This is a genomic window from Methylobacterium sp. J-072, from assembly GCF_022829425.1.
GTDB lineage: Bacteria > Pseudomonadota > Alphaproteobacteria > Rhizobiales > Beijerinckiaceae > Methylobacterium.
In genome coordinates this window covers 14,889-31,366 of sequence record NZ_JAKSYK010000065.1, presented here as the reverse complement: position 1 = coordinate 31,366, position 16,478 = coordinate 14,889, and the positions used below count along the sequence as shown (strand labels likewise).

The 16,478-nt window shown below is 67.3% G+C and carries 16 protein-coding genes; all 16 read right to left on the bottom strand.

Annotated features, from left to right (window positions below):
* Window positions 1-12: 12 nt before the first annotated feature.
* The 16 genes from MKK67_RS06430 to MKK67_RS06355 all read right to left on the bottom strand — a co-directional run bounded on the left by MKK67_RS06430 (window position 13) and on the right by MKK67_RS06355 (window position 16,475).
* Window positions 13-816, bottom strand: coding sequence for a biotin--[acetyl-CoA-carboxylase] ligase (locus MKK67_RS06430; protein WP_243962893.1), 804 nt, complete (start codon window positions 814-816; stop codon window positions 13-15).
* Window positions 817-873: 57 nt separating this feature from the next.
* Window positions 874-2,319, bottom strand: a complete 1,446-nt coding sequence (nuoN, locus tag MKK67_RS06425) for an NADH-quinone oxidoreductase subunit NuoN (RefSeq protein WP_243962891.1) — start codon at window positions 2,317-2,319, stop codon at window positions 874-876.
* A gap of 10 nt (window positions 2,320-2,329) precedes the next feature.
* Window positions 2,330-3,850 carry an NADH-quinone oxidoreductase subunit M gene (locus MKK67_RS06420; protein ID WP_243962890.1) on the bottom strand — a complete coding sequence of 507 codons (1,521 nt, stop codon included), beginning with the start codon at window positions 3,848-3,850 and terminating at the stop codon, window positions 2,330-2,332.
* 1 nt (window position 3,851) lies between these two features.
* Window positions 3,852-5,966, bottom strand: a complete 2,115-nt coding sequence (nuoL, locus tag MKK67_RS06415; RefSeq protein WP_243962889.1) for an NADH-quinone oxidoreductase subunit L — start codon at window positions 5,964-5,966, stop codon at window positions 3,852-3,854.
* A gap of 109 nt (window positions 5,967-6,075) precedes the next feature.
* Window positions 6,076-6,381, bottom strand: a complete 306-nt coding sequence (gene nuoK, locus MKK67_RS06410) for an NADH-quinone oxidoreductase subunit NuoK (RefSeq protein WP_058192287.1) — start codon at window positions 6,379-6,381, stop codon at window positions 6,076-6,078.
* A 22-nt stretch (window positions 6,382-6,403) separates the two neighbouring features.
* Window positions 6,404-7,024: an NADH-quinone oxidoreductase subunit J gene (locus MKK67_RS06405; protein WP_243962888.1), complete on the bottom strand. Its 621-nt coding sequence runs from the start codon at window positions 7,022-7,024 to the stop codon at window positions 6,404-6,406.
* A gap of 221 nt (window positions 7,025-7,245) precedes the next feature.
* Window positions 7,246-7,734, bottom strand: coding sequence for an NADH-quinone oxidoreductase subunit NuoI (gene nuoI / locus MKK67_RS06400; RefSeq protein WP_007560744.1), 489 nt, complete (start codon window positions 7,732-7,734; stop codon window positions 7,246-7,248).
* A gap of 25 nt (window positions 7,735-7,759) precedes the next feature.
* Complete coding sequence (gene nuoH, locus MKK67_RS06395) at window positions 7,760-8,782, bottom strand: NADH-quinone oxidoreductase subunit NuoH (RefSeq protein WP_147853845.1); 1,023 nt, start codon at window positions 8,780-8,782, stop codon at window positions 7,760-7,762.
* 10 nt (window positions 8,783-8,792) lie between these two features.
* Entirely contained in the window at window positions 8,793-10,874 is a 2,082-nt protein-coding gene (nuoG, locus tag MKK67_RS06390; protein ID WP_243962887.1) for an NADH-quinone oxidoreductase subunit NuoG, read from the bottom strand.
* 10 nt (window positions 10,875-10,884) lie between these two features.
* The gene (locus MKK67_RS06385; RefSeq protein ID WP_243962886.1) at window positions 10,885-11,115 is read right to left on the bottom strand and encodes a hypothetical protein; all 231 of its coding nucleotides are present in this window, start codon (window positions 11,113-11,115) and stop codon (window positions 10,885-10,887) included.
* 4 nt (window positions 11,116-11,119) lie between these two features.
* A complete protein-coding gene (nuoF, locus tag MKK67_RS06380) occupies window positions 11,120-12,421 on the bottom strand; it encodes an NADH-quinone oxidoreductase subunit NuoF (RefSeq protein WP_243962885.1) in 1,302 nt (433 codons plus the stop codon).
* Window positions 12,422-12,431: 10 nt separating this feature from the next.
* On the bottom strand, window positions 12,432-12,686 hold the full coding sequence (locus MKK67_RS06375) for a hypothetical protein (RefSeq protein WP_243962883.1): 255 nt from the start codon (window positions 12,684-12,686) through the stop codon (window positions 12,432-12,434).
* Between the two features lie 5 nt (window positions 12,687-12,691).
* Window positions 12,692-13,996, bottom strand: coding sequence for an NADH-quinone oxidoreductase subunit NuoE (gene nuoE / locus MKK67_RS06370; protein WP_243962882.1), 1,305 nt, complete (start codon window positions 13,994-13,996; stop codon window positions 12,692-12,694).
* 12 nt (window positions 13,997-14,008) lie between these two features.
* On the bottom strand, window positions 14,009-15,199 hold the full coding sequence (locus MKK67_RS06365) for an NADH-quinone oxidoreductase subunit D (RefSeq protein ID WP_243962881.1): 1,191 nt from the start codon (window positions 15,197-15,199) through the stop codon (window positions 14,009-14,011).
* Between the two features lie 16 nt (window positions 15,200-15,215).
* Entirely contained in the window at window positions 15,216-15,866 is a 651-nt protein-coding gene (locus MKK67_RS06360; protein ID WP_238261884.1) for an NADH-quinone oxidoreductase subunit C, read from the bottom strand.
* A 9-nt stretch (window positions 15,867-15,875) separates the two neighbouring features.
* Window positions 15,876-16,475, bottom strand: coding sequence for a NuoB/complex I 20 kDa subunit family protein (locus MKK67_RS06355; RefSeq protein WP_007560753.1), 600 nt, complete (start codon window positions 16,473-16,475; stop codon window positions 15,876-15,878).
* Between the last annotated feature and the right edge of the window lie 3 nt (window positions 16,476-16,478).

Here is a 16,478-nt window from a genome sequence, read left to right as displayed (position 1 = left end):
CGTCGTCCAACATCATGCCGCCGTCGCGGCCGTTCCGAAATGCACCTCGCCCGCCGTCACGGTATGCCGTTTTCCGTCGGGGGCGAGGATCACGAGCCGCCCCCCCTCGTCGATGGTCTCGAACACGCCCCGCAGGATGTGTTCGCCGCTGCGCACCGCGATCTCCGACCCAAGACCCGCGGCCCGCGCGAGCCAATCCTCGCGCAGGTCAGCGAAATTCCGTCCCCGGTCCCAGGCGCGTGCCCGCACGGCCATCCGGTCCGAGAGATGTTCCAGTAGCGCTTCGGCGCCGCCGGCGTAACCCGTCGCGGCCAAGCTCGTCGCGCCGAGGCCGTCGGGGGCCGCCGCGACGTTGACGCCGAAGCCGATCACCGCGGCCCTGCGCCCGCCCGGCAGGGTCTCGGCCTCCAGGAGCAGACCAGCCAGCTTGCCGTCGCCCAGCAGCACGTCATTCGGCCATTTCAACTTCAGAGATCGTGCGCAACCCCCGGTTCGGGTATCCGGCAGGGTGCCGCAGGCCGCCTCCAGCGCCTCGATCAGGGCGAGCCCGGCGACGAAGCCGAGCTCGGCGAGGTGATCCGGTGCCACGCCGGCCGCCGGCCAGAGGACGCTCGCGGCCAGATTGCCCGGCAGCGACGCCCAGGTGTTCCCCCGGCGACCGCGACCCGCCTCCTGCCGGTGCGTGACCACCCAGAGCGGGCCGGTCTCGCCGGCCCGCGCCTGGGCCATGGCCTCGGTGTTGGTCGAGCCCAATGTGTCGTGAACGTGCAGGCGATGGCCCTGGGCGCGCGCCTCGGACCCGAGACGGTAGCTCAAGGCGTTCTTTTCTGATCGGGCCGCATTCTCATCGGGAGCGCCGGAAGGCCGCCGGACCTAGAACAGCGACCGGGCCGCCCGGCCGGCGACGCCGACCAGCGGACCGGGGAGCAGGAAGAACAGCACCACGACGACGCTCGACAGGGCGAGCACCACGCGCAGGCCCGGGGCCATCGCCTCGTAGGGCTCCTTCGGCTCGTCGAAATACATGATCTTGACCAGGCGCAGGTAGTAGTAGGCGCCGACCACGCTGGTCACCACGCCGATCACCGCCAGGGTCACGAGGCCCGCCTTGATGGCAGCGGCGAAGACGTAGAACTTGGCGAAGAACCCGGCGAGCGGCGGGATGCCGGCCAGCGAGAACATCATCGCGGCGAGGCAGAAGGCCACCCAGGGATGGGTGCGCGACAGCCCCGACAGATCCTCGATCGACTCGAACATCACGTCCCGGCGCCGGAGCGACAGGATGATCGCGAAGGTGCCGAGCGTCATCGCCAGGTAGATGATCATGTAGGTGACCAGCCCGCTGATCCCCTCCTCGGAGCCGCAGGCGAGGCCGATCAGCGCGTAGCCGATATTGGCGATCGACGAGTAGGCCATCAGGCGCTTGATCGAGCGCTGGCCGATGGCCGCGAACGAGCCCAGCGCCATCGAGACCACGGCGACGAAGATGAAGATCTGCTGCCAGATCGCCGTCACGTCCGGCATCGCGCCGATGAAAACCCGCACCGTCATGGCGACGGCAGCCATCTTGGGCGCCGTGGCGAAGAAGGCGGTCACCGGGGTCGGCGATCCCTCGTAGACGTCGGGCGTCCACATGTGGAACGGCACCGCCGCCATCTTGAAGCAGACGCCCGCGGCCAGGAACACGATGCCCAGCACGATGCCCAGCCCGGCATTCTCGTTGAGTGCCGAGACGATGCCGGGGAACGAGACCGTGCCGGTGAAGCCGTAGACCAGGGAGGCCCCGTAGAGCAGCATTCCGGAGGAGAGCGCGCCGAGCACGAAGTACTTGAGGCCGGCCTCGGTCGACTTGGCATTGTCCCGGTGGAAGGCCGCGATCACGTAGGCGGCCAGCGATTGCAGCTCCAGGCCGAGATAGAGCGCGATCAGGTCGTTGGCCGAGACCATCACCATCATGCCGATGGTGCAGAGGACGATCAGCACCGGGAACTCGAACCGGTCGATCTGCTCGCGCTTGAAGAAGTCGTGCGCCAGCAGGATCGTCGCCGCCGAGCCGAGCAGCACCAGCGACTTCATCACCTTGGCGAACGCGTCCGAGACGAAGGCCCCCGACAGGGTGGTCACCCGGCCGGCGGTCGGTTGTGACAGCACGACGAACAGGGCGAACAGCAGCAGGACCAGGGCGCCGATGCTGACGCTCTCGGCGGAACGGTCGCCGCGCCAGGCGCCGTACAGGATCATCAGCAGCACCCCGACGCCGAGGATCAGCTCGGGCAGGAGCGGCGCCAGCGAGGGCAGGACGGAGTGGACGGTGGGCATCTGTTCCGTCTCAGCGTGGGAGCGGCAGCGCGGCGGCTGCGGTCTGGGTGTTGGCCAGCGCGGCCTTCATGCCGGTCATCAGCGCCTCGGTGGAGGGCGCGAAGACATCGAGCACCGGGGCCGGATGCACGCCGTAATAGATCGTCAGCACGACCAGCGGCCCCAGGATCAGCTTCTCCCGGATGTCGAGGTCCAGGATGCCCTGGAGGTTGGGCTTCTCGAGCTTCCCGTAAATCACCCGTGCGTAGAGCCACAGGGCATAGCCCGCCGACAGGATGATGCCGAAGGTCGAGAAGAACGCGACGTTCGGGTTCGCCTTGAAGGCGCCGAGCATCGACAGGAACTCGCCGACGAAGCCGGAGGTGCCGGGCAGTCCGACATTGGCCATGGTGAACACCATCATGGCCACCGCATAGAGCGGCATCCGCTTCACGAGGCCGCCATAGGCGGCGATCTCGCGGGTGTGCATCCGGTCGTAGACCACGCCGACGCACAGGAAGAGGGCCGATGCCACGATGCCGTGCGAGATCATCAGGAACAGGGCGCCCTGGATGCCCTGCTCGTTCAGGGTGAACAGGCCGAGCGTCACGAATCCCATATGGGCCACCGACGAGTAGGCGATCAGCTTCTTGATGTCGGTCTGCATCAGCGCGGTGAGCGAGGTGAAGATGATCGCGATCACCGAGAGGGCGAAGACCAGGGGGGCGAAATCCTGGCTCGCCACCGGCAGCATCGGCAGGGAGATCCGGATGAAGCCGTAGCCGCCCATCTTCAGCAGGATGCCCGCCAGGATCACCGAGCCGGCGGTGGGCGCCTCGACGTGGGCGTCGGGCAGCCAGGTATGGACCGGCCACATCGGCATCTTCACCGCGAAGGAGGCGAAGAAGGCCAGCCACAGCCAGGTCTGCATCTGCACCGGGAAGCGGTATTGCAGCAGGGTCGGGATGTCGGTGGTGCCGGCCTGCCAGTACATCGCCATCACGGCGAGCAGCATCAGCACCGAACCGAGCAGGGTGTAGAGGAAGAACTTGAAGCTCGCATAAACCCGGCGCGCGCCGCCCCAGATGCCGATGATCAGGAACATCGGGATCAGGCCGGCCTCGAAGAACAGGTAGAACAGCAGCAGGTCGAGGGAGGCGAACACGCCGATCATCGTCGTCTCGAGGACGAGGAAGGCGACGAAATACTCCTTCACCCGGACGTGGATCGAGGTCCACGACGCGCCGATGCAGAACGGCATCAGGAAGGTGGTGAGCAGGATCAGCGGCATCGAGAAGCCGTCGACGCCGAGCTTGAACCGGATCGTCTCGGCCAGCCACGGATGGCTCTCGACCAGCTGGAAGCTCGACGACGCGGCGTCGTAGCGGCCCCAGGCCACCAGCGAGAGCACGAAGGTGACGACGGTGGTGGCGAGCGCGGCCCAGCGGCTGTTGCGCGCCACCGACTCCTCGTCGCCCTTCAGGGTGAGGATGAAGGCCGCGCCGCAGAGCGGGACGATCAGCAGGCCGGAGAGGATGCCGAGGCCGAGCATGTCAGTGAACACCCTTGGGCAGGCCGGCCATCAGGTACCAGCTGATCAGGCCAGCGACGCCGATGAGCATGACGAAGGCGTAGTGGTAGACGTAGCCCGTCTGCAGGCGGACCACCCCGCGTGTCACGTCGACGACGCGCGCCGCGATGCCGTTGGGGCCGAGCCCGTCGATGATCTTGCCGTCGCCCTGCTTCCAGAGGAACAGGCCGAAATCCTTGGCCGGACGCACGAAGATCCGATCGTAGAGCTCGTCGAAGTACCACTTGTTGAGCAGGAACCGGTACAGCGACGGCTGCTGCGCGGCGAGCGCACCGGGCAGTTCCGGGCGGCGGATATACATCCAGAACGCCAGGACGAAGCCAAGGATCAGCATGATCAGCGGCGAATAGGACACCAGGGCCGGGACCTCGTGGATCTCGTGCATGATGTGATTCTCGGGGCCGTGCGCCAGGGCATGGCCCCAGAACGCGTCCATGCCGGACCCGATGAAACGGTCGTGGAAGATGATCCCGGCAAACAGCGCGCCGAAGGCCAGCACCGCCAGCGGGATGGTCATAACCAGCGGGCTCTCGTGGGGCGTGTGGTCGCCGTGCCCGTGATGGTCGTCCGCGACGAGGTCGCTCTTGTGGGCCGGCTCGACGTCGTGGCCGTGATCGTCGTGGGCCACGCCCTCGGTGTGGCCCGGAGCGCCGTCGGCCTCGTGGGCCAGGGCGGCATGGGCGGTGCCCGCATGCGCGACTGCCGGGGCGGCGTGGTCATCATGGGCCGCATGGATGCCCCAGCGGGCCGGACCCTCGAAGGTCATGAAGAACAGGCGCCAGGAGTAGAACGAGGTGAAAAACGCCGCCACCACGGTGCACAGGAAGGCCAGGGTGTGCCCGGGCCGGGTCGAGGCGTAGGCGGCCTCGATGATCGCGTCCTTGGAATAGTAGCCGGCCGTGTACGGGAAGCCGATCAGCGCGAGCGAGCCGATCGCCATCATGGCGCAGGTGAACGGGATGTGGGAGCGCAGGCCGCCCATGTTCCGCATGTCCTGCTCGTGGTGCATCGCGTGGATGACCGAGCCGGCGCCGAGGAACAGCAGCGCCTTGAAGAAGGCGTGGGTGAACAGGTGGAACACGCCGGCCGAGTAGGCGCCGACGCCGAGCGCTACGAACATGTAGCCGAGCTGCGAGCAGGTCGAGTAGGCGATCACCCGCTTGATGTCGTTCTGCACCAGCCCGATCGTGGCCGCGAAGAAGGCCGTGATGCCGCCGATCACCGTCACGACGATCAGCGCGTTCGGCGCCTCCTCGAACAACGGCGACAGCCGGGCGACCATGAACACGCCGGCGGTGACCATGGTGGCGGCGTGGATCAGTGCTGAGACGGGGGTCGGGCCCTCCATGGCGTCCGGCAGCCAGGTGTGCAGCAGGAACTGCGCCGACTTGCCCATGGCGCCCATGAACAGCAGCAGGCAGGCCAGCGTCAGGGCGTTCCAGTCATAGCCGAGGAAGTGGAAGCTCAGGGTCTTGATCGTGTCGACCTTCGAGAAGATCGCGTCGAACGCCACCGAGCCGGTCAGCACGAAGACCAGGAAGATGCCGAGCGAGAAGCCGAAATCGCCGACCCGGTTGACGATGAACGCCTTCATGGCGGCGGCGTTGGCTGAGGGCTTCTCGTACCAGAAGCCGATCAGCAGGTAGGAGGCGAGGCCGACGCCCTCCCAGCCGAAGAACATCTGCACGAGGTTGTCGGCGGTCACCAGCATCAGCATGGCGAAGGTGAACAGCGACAGGTAGGCGAAGAACCGCGGCCGGTGCGGATCCTCGTGCATGTAGCCGACGGAGTAGAGGTGGACGAGGGTCGAGACCGTGGTGACGACCACGAGCATCACCCGGGTCAGCGCGTCGACCTTGAAGGCCCAGTCGACCTGGAGGTCACCGGCCGAGAACCAGGATGCGACCTGCACCCGTTCGGCGTGGCCGCCCTCGAGGAACACGCCCCAGGCGATCAGGGCCGTGAAGGCCAGGAACGCGGTGGTGATGTACTCGCAGGCCCGGGCCCCGATGTACCGGCCGAACAGGCCGGCGGTCAGGAAGCCGATCAGCGGGAAGAAGACGATCGCGTGATACATCGCTCTCTTGCAGTCCGTCCTCCGGGCCGACCGCTGGGCGGCGTCCGGATTGTCACTCGGGGCCCATGAACGCGGGGCCGCGAACTCGGGTCGCGTGAAGAAGGGCGCCCTAGCCCTTCATCATGCTCACGTCCTCGACCGCGATGGTGCCGCGGTTGCGGAAGAAGACCACGAGGATGGCGAGGCCGATCGCCGATTCGGCGGCCGCGACGGTCAGCACGAACAGGGCGAAAACCTGTCCGGTGATGTCGTTCAGCTGCGTCGAGAAGGCGACCAGGTTGATGTTGACCGCGAGCAGGATCAGCTCGATCGACATCAGGATGACGATGACGTTCTTGCGGTTGATGAAGATCCCGAGCACGCCGAGCGTGAACAGGATCGCCGCGACGGTGAGGTAGTGGCTCAGGCCGATCATCGTTCGAGTCCTTCGGCGGGCATCAGACCTCGACACCCTGGCGGGAGGGCACCTTCCGGGTCTCCACCGCCATGCTCTGTGTGCGGGCGTTCTGGACCGAGATGTTCTGGCGCTTGACGCCCGGGCGGTCGCGCAGGGTCAGCACGATGGCTCCGATCATCGCGACCAGCAGGATCAGGCCGGCAAGCTGGAAGAAGTAGACGTAATCCGTATAGAGCACCCGGCCGAGCGCCTGGGCGTTGGTGAGGTTCTCCGCCGCCGCGACGTTGCTGAGCGGCGCCTGAACCAGGTTCGGATCGATGGTCCAGGAGCCGACCACGAGCAGCAGCTCCACCAGGAAGATCGCCCCGATCAACCCGCCGACCGGCAGGTATTGCTGGAAGCCCTGGCGCAGCTCGGCGAAGTCCACGTCGAGCATCATCACGACGAACAGGAACAACACCGCGACCGCGCCGACATAGACGACGACCAGGATCATCGCCAGGAACTCGGCGCCCATCAGGACGAACAGCCCGGCGGCGTTCACGAAGGCGAGAATCAGGAACAGCACCGAGGCGACGGGATTGCGCGAGGCGATCACCATGAAGCCCGACGCGACCGTGACGCTCGCGAACAGGTAGAAGAAGGCGGCTGCTGCGGTCATGCGCTCGTCGGGATCGGCCGCCGGAGCGGCCCCTTCTGCCTTGCGTGGAAACGGGCCGCAGCGGGCGGCCCGTCTATAGAACCCGGTCGGCGGGGGCACAACAGCGCCCCCGTCATCCCTCTAGCGCATCACCCCGGGCAACGGAACCGGGATGATGTGCTATCCCCTTGCTTTGCATCGTCTTTTTCCGAAAGCCGGCAACCACCTTTCGGAACGATGCCCTAGCGATACGGCGCATCCATCGCGATGTTGCGCGCGATCTCGCGCTCCCAGCGGTCGCCGTTCAGGAGAAGCTTCTGCTTGTCGTAGAGCAGCTCCTCGCGGGTCTCGACCGAAAATTCGAAGTTCGGCCCCTCGACGATGGCGTCCACCGGGCAGGCCTCCTGGCACATGCCGCAATAGATGCACTTCACCATGTCGATGTCGTAACGGGTGGTGCGGCGGGTGCCGTCGTTGCGGCGCGGGCCCGCCTCGATGGTGATCGCCTGGGCCGGGCAGATCGCCTCGCAGAGCTTGCAGGCGATGCACCGCTCCTCGCCGTTGGGATAGCGGCGCAGGGCATGCTCCCCCCGGAAGCGCGGGCCGCGATGGCCCATCTCGAAGGGATAGTTGATCGTCGCCTTCGGCTTGAAGAAGTAGCGCATGCCGAGGATCATCCCCGACACGAACTCTTTCAAGAGAAGGCTCTTGGCAACCTGATCCAGCTTCATGCCGTGATCTCCGGATTTCGTTGGATCACGCGCCCGGGGCCAGGCCGGTGAGCTTCAACACGAAGGCCACGACCACCACCGAGACGAGCGAAATGGGCAGAAAAACCTTCCAGCCGAGGCGCATGAGCTGATCGTAGCGGTAGCGCGGCACGATGGATTTCACCATCGCGAACAGGAAGAACAGGAAGCTGGCCTTCAGGATGAACCAGATCACGCCCGGCACCCAGGTGAACGGCGCGAACGGGATCGGCGACAGCCAGCCGCCCAGGAACAGCACGGTGCCGAGCGCGCACATGCTCATGATGGCGACGTACTCGCCGAGCATGAACAGCAGATAGGGCGTCGAGGAGTATTCCACCATGTAGCCGGCCACCAGCTCCGACTCGGCCTCCGGCAGGTCGAAGGGGGGGCGGTTGGTCTCGGCCAGAGCCGAGATGAAGAACACCACGAACATCGGGAACAGCCACAGCCAGTACCAGCCGAACAGGCCGAGGCTGGTGTCCTGTGCCATCACGATGCGCGAGAGGTTCAGCGAGCCGGCGCAGAGCAGCACGCAGATGATCACGAAGCCGAGCGAGACCTCGTAGGAGATCATCTGCGCCGCCGAGCGGAGCGCACCCAGGAAGGCGTATTTCGAGTTTGACGCCCAGCCACCCATGATGACGCCGTAGACGCCCAAGCTGGAGATCGCGAAGATGTAGGTGATGCCGACATTGATGTCGGCGATCGCCCAGCCATCGGCCAGCGGGATCACCGCCCAGCTCGACAAAGCCAGCATCGCGAAGACCAGCGGCGCCAGCAGGTAGATCGCCTTGTTGGCGCCGGCCGGGATCACCGGCTCCTTCAGCACGAACTTCAGAAGGTCGGCAAACGATTGGAGCAGGCCGAACGGCCCGACCACGTTCGGGCCGCGCCGGAGCTGCACCGCTGCCCAGATCTTCCGGTCGGCCAGCAGCGCGTAGGCGATGAAGACGAGCAGCGCCGAGAGCAGCACGAAGCTCTTCAGCACGATCAGGAGCACGGTCCCGAGGATTTCGAGCGAGGTCATCGTGAGATCCCTACTCTGCCGCCGCGAGCGGCCGCGCTTCGGCGGCACGCTCGCGGGCCAGGCGCGAGCACTCGGCGAGCACCCGCGAGGCGCGGGCGATGGGGTTGGTGAGGTAGAAGTCGGTCACCGGGGAGGCGAAGGCGGGGCCATTGGTGGCGCCGCCGAGGCCCGCCAGCCGATCCACGGCCGCCGCGACATCGCCGGTCTCCACGATGCCGACCGCCGCGAAATGCGGGTGGGCGGCGTAGAGCGCCCGACGCAGCGCCGTGAGCGAGTCGAACGGCAGGCGCTGGCCGAGCACGTCCGACAGGGCGCGCAGGATCGCCCAATCCTCGCGGGCATCCCCCGGCGGGAAGCCGGCGCGGTTGCCCATCTGGACCCGCCCTTCCGTGTTCACCCAGGTCGCCGACTTCTCGGTATAGGCCGCGCCCGGCAGGATTACGTCCGCCCGGGAGGCGCCGCGGTCGCCATGGGTGCCCTGGTAGGTCACGAAGGCGCCGGGGGCTACGTCGTGCTCGTCGGCGCCGAGATTGAACAGCACGTCGACGCCGCCGGCTGCCAGCATGGCCGGGAAGCCGAGGCCGCCCTCCCCCGGCACGAAGCCGAGATCGAGGGCGCCGACCCGGGCCGCGGCTGTGTGCAGAACGCCGAAGCCGTTCCACTCGGGGCCGATCGCACCGATTTCCTTGGCGAGCGCTGCCGCCGCCGCCAGGATGCCGGGCTCGACGTTGGCGCCGACGATGACCAGCGGCGCCTTCGCGGCCTTAAGGGTCTCGAGGAAGCTGTGCTCGCCGCGGGCGAGGCCCGCCAGTGATTCGGGGCCGGCGCCGATGTAGTGGCTCGGATAGGTCAGGTCGACCGGCTCGCCGATCACCCCGACCGCGAGCGGGCCCATGCGCCAGCGCTTGCGGATCCGGACGTTGAGGAGCGAGGCCTCGGTGCGCGGGTTGGCGCCGACGATGAGGATCGCGTCCGCGGCCTCGATGCCCGGGATGGTCGGGTTGAACAGGTAGGAGGCGCGGCCCAGCGCCGGATCGAGCCCGGTCTGGGTCTGCCGGCAATCGAGGTTGGGCGTGCCCAGCGCGCGCATCAGCTCGCGCAGGGCAAAGATCTCCTCGACGCCCGCGAGGTCGCCGACCACGGCGCCGATGCGCTTGGGATCGGTCGCCTTCACCTTGGCGGCAATGGCCTGGAACGCCTCGCCCCAGGAGGCGGGCCGAAGCCGGCCGTTCTCGCGCAGGTACGGGCGGTCGAGGCGCTGCATCCGCAGCCCATCGACATGGTAGCGGGTCTTGTCCGAGATCCATTCCTCGTTGATCTCTTCGCTGACCCGCGGCTCGATCTGCATCACCTCGCGGCCGCGGGTGTCGATGCGGATCGACGAGCCGACAGCGTCCATCACGTCGACCGATTCGGTCTTGTTCAGCTCCCAGGGCCGGACGTTGTAGCTCTGCGGCCGGTGCACCAGGGCGCCCACCGGGCAGAGATCGGCGACGTTGCCCTGGAGCTCCGAGGCCATCGACTGCTCGAGGTAGCTGGTGATCTCCATGTCCTCGCCGCGGCCGATGGCGCCGAGGTCGGGCACGCCCGCTACCTCCGCCAGGAAGCGCACGCAGCGGGTGCAGTGGATGCAGCGGTTCATCGCGGTCCGCACCAGCGGGCCGATATGCTTCTCCTCGACCGCGCGTTTGTTCTCCTGGTAGCGGGTCGAATCGACCCCGTAGGCCATCGCCTGGTCCTGCAGGTCGCAATGGCCGCCCTGGTCGCAGATCGGGCAATCGAGTGGGTGGTTGATGAGGAGGAACTCCATCACCCCTTCTCGGGCCTTCTTGGTCAGGCCTGAGCGGGTCAGCACCTCCGGCGGCTCGCCGTTCGGGCCGGGGCGGCAATCCTTCACTGCGTAGGCGCAGCTCGCCACCGGCTTGGGCGCGCCCTTCAACTCGACCAGGCACATCCGGCAATTGCCGGCGATCGACAGGCGCTCGTGGAAGCAGAAGCGCGGAATTTCGGCCCCCGCGGCCTCGCAGGCCTGGAGCAGCGTGTATTCGGCCGGAACCTCGACCTCGGTGCCGTCGACGAGGATTTTTGTCATCGGTGCAATCTCAATGCGATGCGTCGGCGAGATCGAGGCGTCGCTCGATCCGTTCGAGGCGCGCCTCGACCCTGTCGATGCGCCGGTTGACGCCGGCGATCGACAAATCGACTTTTGCGAGGTGCTCTTCCACGGCGGTCATGCGCGTCTTCAGCTCGCGGACATCGTCCGCCAACCGATCCACCTTCTCGTCGATCCGACGCAGGTAGACGAGCAGCAGGTTGTCGGGCTGGTCCGCCATCCCGTCACTCCGCGGCCATCGGGATCGGGTCGGAATGCGGGTTGGCCGTGTAGCGGTCGATCCGCTTCTCGATCTCGGGGCGGAAGTGCTTGATCAGGCCCTGGATCGGCCAAGCCGCCGCGTCACCGAGCGCGCAGATCGTGTGACCCTCGATCTGCTTGGTGACCTCGAACAGCATATCGATCTCGCGCTTCTGCGCCCGGCCCTCAGCCATGCGCAGCATCACGCGCCACATCCAGCCGGTGCCCTCCCGGCAGGGCGTGCACTGGCCGCACGACTCGTGCTTGTAGAAGTACGAGATGCGGGCGATCGCCGCGACGATGTCGGTGGATTTGTCCAGCACGATCACCGCCGCCGTGCCGAGGCCGGAGCCGAGGCCGCGCAGGGTGTCGAAATCCATCTTGGCGTCGATGATCTGGTCGGCCGGCACCAGCGGCACCGAGGAGCCGCCCGGGATCGAGCACAGCAAATTGTCCCAGCCGCCGCGCATGCCGCCGCAATGCCGGTCGACCAGCTCGCGGAAGGTGATGCCGAGCTCCGCCTCGACGTTGCACGGCTTGTTGACGTGCCCCGAGACGCAGAACAGCTTGGTGCCGGTGTTGTTCTTGCCGCCGAGCCCGGCGAACCAGGCGCCGCCCCGGCGCAGGATCGTGCCGGCCACCGCGATCGACTCGACGTTGTTGACCGTCGTCGGGCAGCCGTAGAGGCCCATATTGGCCGGGAACGGCGGCTTGAGCCGCGGCATCCCCTTCTTGCCTTCGAGGCTCTCGATCAGCGCCGTCTCTTCGCCGCAGATATAGGCGCCCGCGCCGTGGTGGACGTAGATGTCGAAGGGAAAGTCGTGCACGTTCGACTGGCCGACGAGACGAGCCTCGTAGGCCTCGTCCACCGCCCGCTGGAGGGCGTGCTTCTCGGCCACGTACTCGCCGCGGATGTAGATGTAGCAGGCATGCGCGCCCATGGCGAAGCAGGCCAGCATGCAGCCCTCGATCAGGAGATGCGGATCGTGCCGCATGATCTCCCGGTCCTTGCAGGTGCCCGGCTCCGACTCGTCGGCGTTGACCACGAGGTAGTGCGGGCGCCCGTCGGACTTCTTGGGCATGAACGACCACTTGAGGCCGGTGGGGAAGCCCGCGCCGCCGCGGCCGCGCAGGCCCGACGCCTTCATCTCCTCGATGATCCAGTCGCGGCCCTGCTCCAGGAGGAACTTGGTCCCGTCCCACGCGCCGCGCTGCTTGGCAGCCTCCAGGCCCGGCGAATGCAGGCCGTAGAGGTTGGTGAAGATGCGATCCTGATCTGCGAGCATGAGCTGTCTCTTAGCGGACCGGAGTGTCGATGATGTCGAGGCGGCGCTCGATCCGGGCGAGTCGCGAGTCGAGGGCACCGAACGCTTCGTAGAGGTTGCCGATATCGGTCTGCACGGCGTTCATCTGCACCTGCTGGGCCTGCTGGTTACCGCGCACGCCCTTCAGCTCGCCACGCACCTCGCGCAGACCGTCGTCCAGAGTCCCGAGGCGCGTCTGCACCGCTTTCAGCACCTCGTAGATCAGTTCGTTCGTCACCTCGGCCATCGCGGTCAGGTCCCGGTAGCCGACAGTGTCTGAGCCTGCCCGACCCAGTTCTCCCGGTCGATGCGACCCGGGAACGCGAGGTACGTCCCGACCCAGGTGATCTCGTCGCGGGTCCAGGCGGCGATCTGGTCGAAATGGTAGATGCCGAGCCCGTTCAGGCGCTGGCTGTTGCCCGGGCCTATGCCCTTGATCCGGGTGAGATCGTCCGGCTTGCCGGCGCGGGCAGCGTCGAGGCCGGCCGGGCGGGTGCCGACCGCGTTCGCCTTCTGCTCCGGGGTCGCGTCCTTCGGCAGGGCGGCGAGCGCTCCGGCGACGCGGGCCTCCTCGGCTTCCGCCGCGACCTCGCCCTCGCTGGCGCCGGAGGCCTCCGGCTGCGGCGGCGGCGTATCCCGGGTCAGGCTCGATTGCGTTCCGGCCTCGGCCCCCGCCGCCTCGCCGGCGGCTGCGGCAGGGCTCGTGCCGGGCACGTTCGCAGCGGTCCGATCCTCCGGCTTGACCGGCTCCTCACCCCGGGCGGCGCGCTGGGCGGGGGCGTCGGACGACGGCCGTTCCGTCTGCCGGCCGGCATCGGGCTTGGCGGGCTTCGGATCGGCGGCGGCGCGCTGCTCGCTCGACCGGGCCTCGTCCGTCTTCGCGGCCTGATCCTCAGGCTTTGCGATGTCCTCGAAGCGCTTGCGCCAAGCGCCGATCCGCGACCCGTCGAACAGGGTCGGGTCGGTGAGGGTGTCCGGGCCGCCCTGCGGCTCAGAGGCCTGGCGCCCGGTCTGTGAGCCGACCTTGACCGGCCGTCCCGCCGCCAGATCGTCCATCAGCGTGCCGAAGGATTCCGGGGTCAGATCCTCGTAGTAATCCTGGTTGATCTGCACCATCGGGGCGTTGCAGCAGGCGCCCAGGCATTCGACTTCGAGCCAGGAGAAATTGCCGTCGGTGGAGACGTGGCCAGAGGGACCGAGGCGCGCCTCGAGCATTTCCTTCAGGCCCCGGGCGCCGCAGGAATCGCACGGCACCGTGCCGCAGACCTGGATCCAGAAGCGGCCCACCGGCTCCAGGGCGAACATCGTGTAGAAGGTCGCCACTTCCAGCACGCGAATGTTGGGCATGCCGAGCTCGGCCGCGACTGCCTCGATGGCCGCCCGCGGCAGCCAGCCGCCGTTCTGCTCCTGCGCCTTCCAGAGCAGCGAGATCACCGCGGAGGCCTGGCGGCCCTCCGGGTACTTGGCGATCTGGGTCTTAGCCCACTCGGCGTTCTCAGGCGAGAACGCGAAGCTTTCAGGCTGCTCAGAGGCCGGCGCGAGTCTGCGGTTTGCCATCCTGCTAACGCCTTACCGATCCACTTCGCCGAACACGATGTCGAGGGTGCCCAGCACGCACGACACGTCGGCCAGAAGGTGCCCCCGGCACATCCAATCCATCGCCTGAAGATGCGCGAAGCCCGGCGCGCGGATCTTGCAGCGGTACGGCTTGTTGGTCCCGTCGGACACGAGATAGACGCCGAACTCGCCCTTGGGCGCTTCCACGGAGGCGTAGACTTCGCCCTCCGGTACGTGGAAGCCCTCGGTGTAGAGCTTGAAGTGGTGGATGAGCGCTTCCATCGAGCGCTTCATCTCGCGGCGCGGCGGCGGCGCGAACTTGCCGTCGATGGCGGCGATCGGGCCCTGCCCGGCCGGCTCGCGCAGCTTGGCGCAGCACTGCTTCATGATCTTGGCCGATTCCCGCATCTCCTCCATGCGGATCACCTGCCGATCATAGGTGTCGCCGTTCCGGCCCACCGGAACGTCAAACTCCATCTCCTCGTAGCACTCGTAGGGCTGCGCCTTGCGCAGGTCCCACGGGATGCCCGAGCCGCGCAGCATGACGCCGGAAAAACCCCACTCCATGCACTCGTCCACCGACACGATGCCGATATCGACGTTGCGCTGCTTGAAGATGCGGTTGGCCATGACGAGGTCGTCGAGATCCTGGACGACCTGCAGGAACGGGTCGCAGAACGCCTCGATGTCGTCGATCAGCTTGGGCGGGAGGTCCTGGTGGACGCCGCCCGGCCGGAAGTAGTTGGCGTGGAGCCGAGCGCCCGAAGCGCGCTCGTAGAAGATCATCAGCTTCTCGCGCTCCTCGAAGCCCCAGAGCGGTGGCGTGAGGGCGCCGACATCCATCGCCTGCGTGGTGACGTTGAGCAGGTGCGACAGCAGGCGGCCGATCTCGCAGAACAGCACGCGGATCAGCTGCGCGCGCCGGGGCACTTCGATGCCCGCGAGCTTCTCGATCGCCAGGCAGAAGGCGTGCTCCTGGTTCATCGGCGACACGTAGTCGAGCCGGTCGAAATAGGGCGTCGCCTGCAGATAGGTCTTGTGCTCGATCAGCTTCTCGGTGCCGCGGTGCAGCAGCCCGATATGCGGATCGACCCGCTCGACCACCTCGCCGTCCAGCTCCAGCACGAGGCGCAGCACGCCGTGCGCCGCCGGGTGCTGCGGGCCGAAATTGATCGCGAAGTTGCGGATGTTGTGTTCTGTCATGGACAGTCTCCGCGGTTCAGGCCGACGTCTTCTTCTCGTCTCCGGGCAGCACGTAGTCGGTGCCTTCCCACGGAGACAGGAAGTCGAAGTTGCGGAATTCTTGGGTGAGCTGGACGGGCTCGTAGACGACCCGCGCCTCGTCCTGGTCGTACCGGACCTCGACAAAGCCGGTCAGCGGAAAATCCTTGCGCAGGGGGTGCCCCTCGAACCCGTAATCGGTGAGTAGGCGGCGCAGGTCTGGATGCCCCGAGAACAGGATGCCGTAGAGGTCGTAGGTCTCGCGCTCGTACCAGTTGGCGGCCGGAAAAACCTCGATCGCCGAGGGGACCGGGGTCACCTCGTCGGTCTGCACCTTCACCCGGATGCGCGCGTTGTGGCGCAGCGAGAGCAGGTGGTAGACCACGTCGAAGCGCTTCTCGCGCTGCGGATAATCCGCGCCGCAGATGTCGATGAAGCTGCGGAACGCGCAGGCCGGGTCGTCGCGCAGGTAGGTCAGCGCGTAGACGATGTCGGAGGCCTGGACCACCAGGGTCAGCTCGCCGAATGCGATAGCGTGCGACACCACCGCCGGGCCGAGCGCGCCGGTAACCCGCTCGGCCAGCGCCGTCAGGGCAGCCGCGCCGCTCTCCGGCTGCGTATGCGACAGGATCGAGATGCCGTTGGTCATGGCCGCTCCTCAGCGCTCGATCGTGCCGGTGCGGCGGATCTTCTTCTGGAGAAGCAGCACGCCGTAGAGCAGCGCCTCGGCGGTGGGCGGGCAGCCGGGCACATAGATGTCCACCGGCACCACCCGGTCGCAGCCGCGCACCACCGAGTAGGAATAGTGATAGTAGCCGCCGCCGTTGGCGCAGGAGCCCATCGAGATCACGTAGCGCGGCTCCGGCATCTGGTCGTAGACCTTGCGCAGGGCCGGAGCCATCTTGTTGGTCAGGGTGCCGGCGACGATCATCACGTCGGACTGGCGCGGCGAGCCGCGGGGCGCGAAGCCGAAGCGCTCGCAATCGTAGCGCGGCATCGACATCTGCATCATCTCGACGGCGCAGCAGGCGAGCCCGAAGGTCATCCACATCAGCGAGCCGGTGCGGGCCCAGTTGATCAGCTCGTCCGTGGTGGTGAGCAGGAAGCCCCGGTCGGCTAGCTCGTCGCTGATCGACAGGAAGGTCGGATCGTCGGCGCCGATCGGCCGGCCGGTGTTGGGATCGATGATCCCCTTGGGCTGGGGCGCGACCGCGGGGGCGCGGGACAGGCTGTGGGTCGTGTCGGTGATCAGGGCCATCGG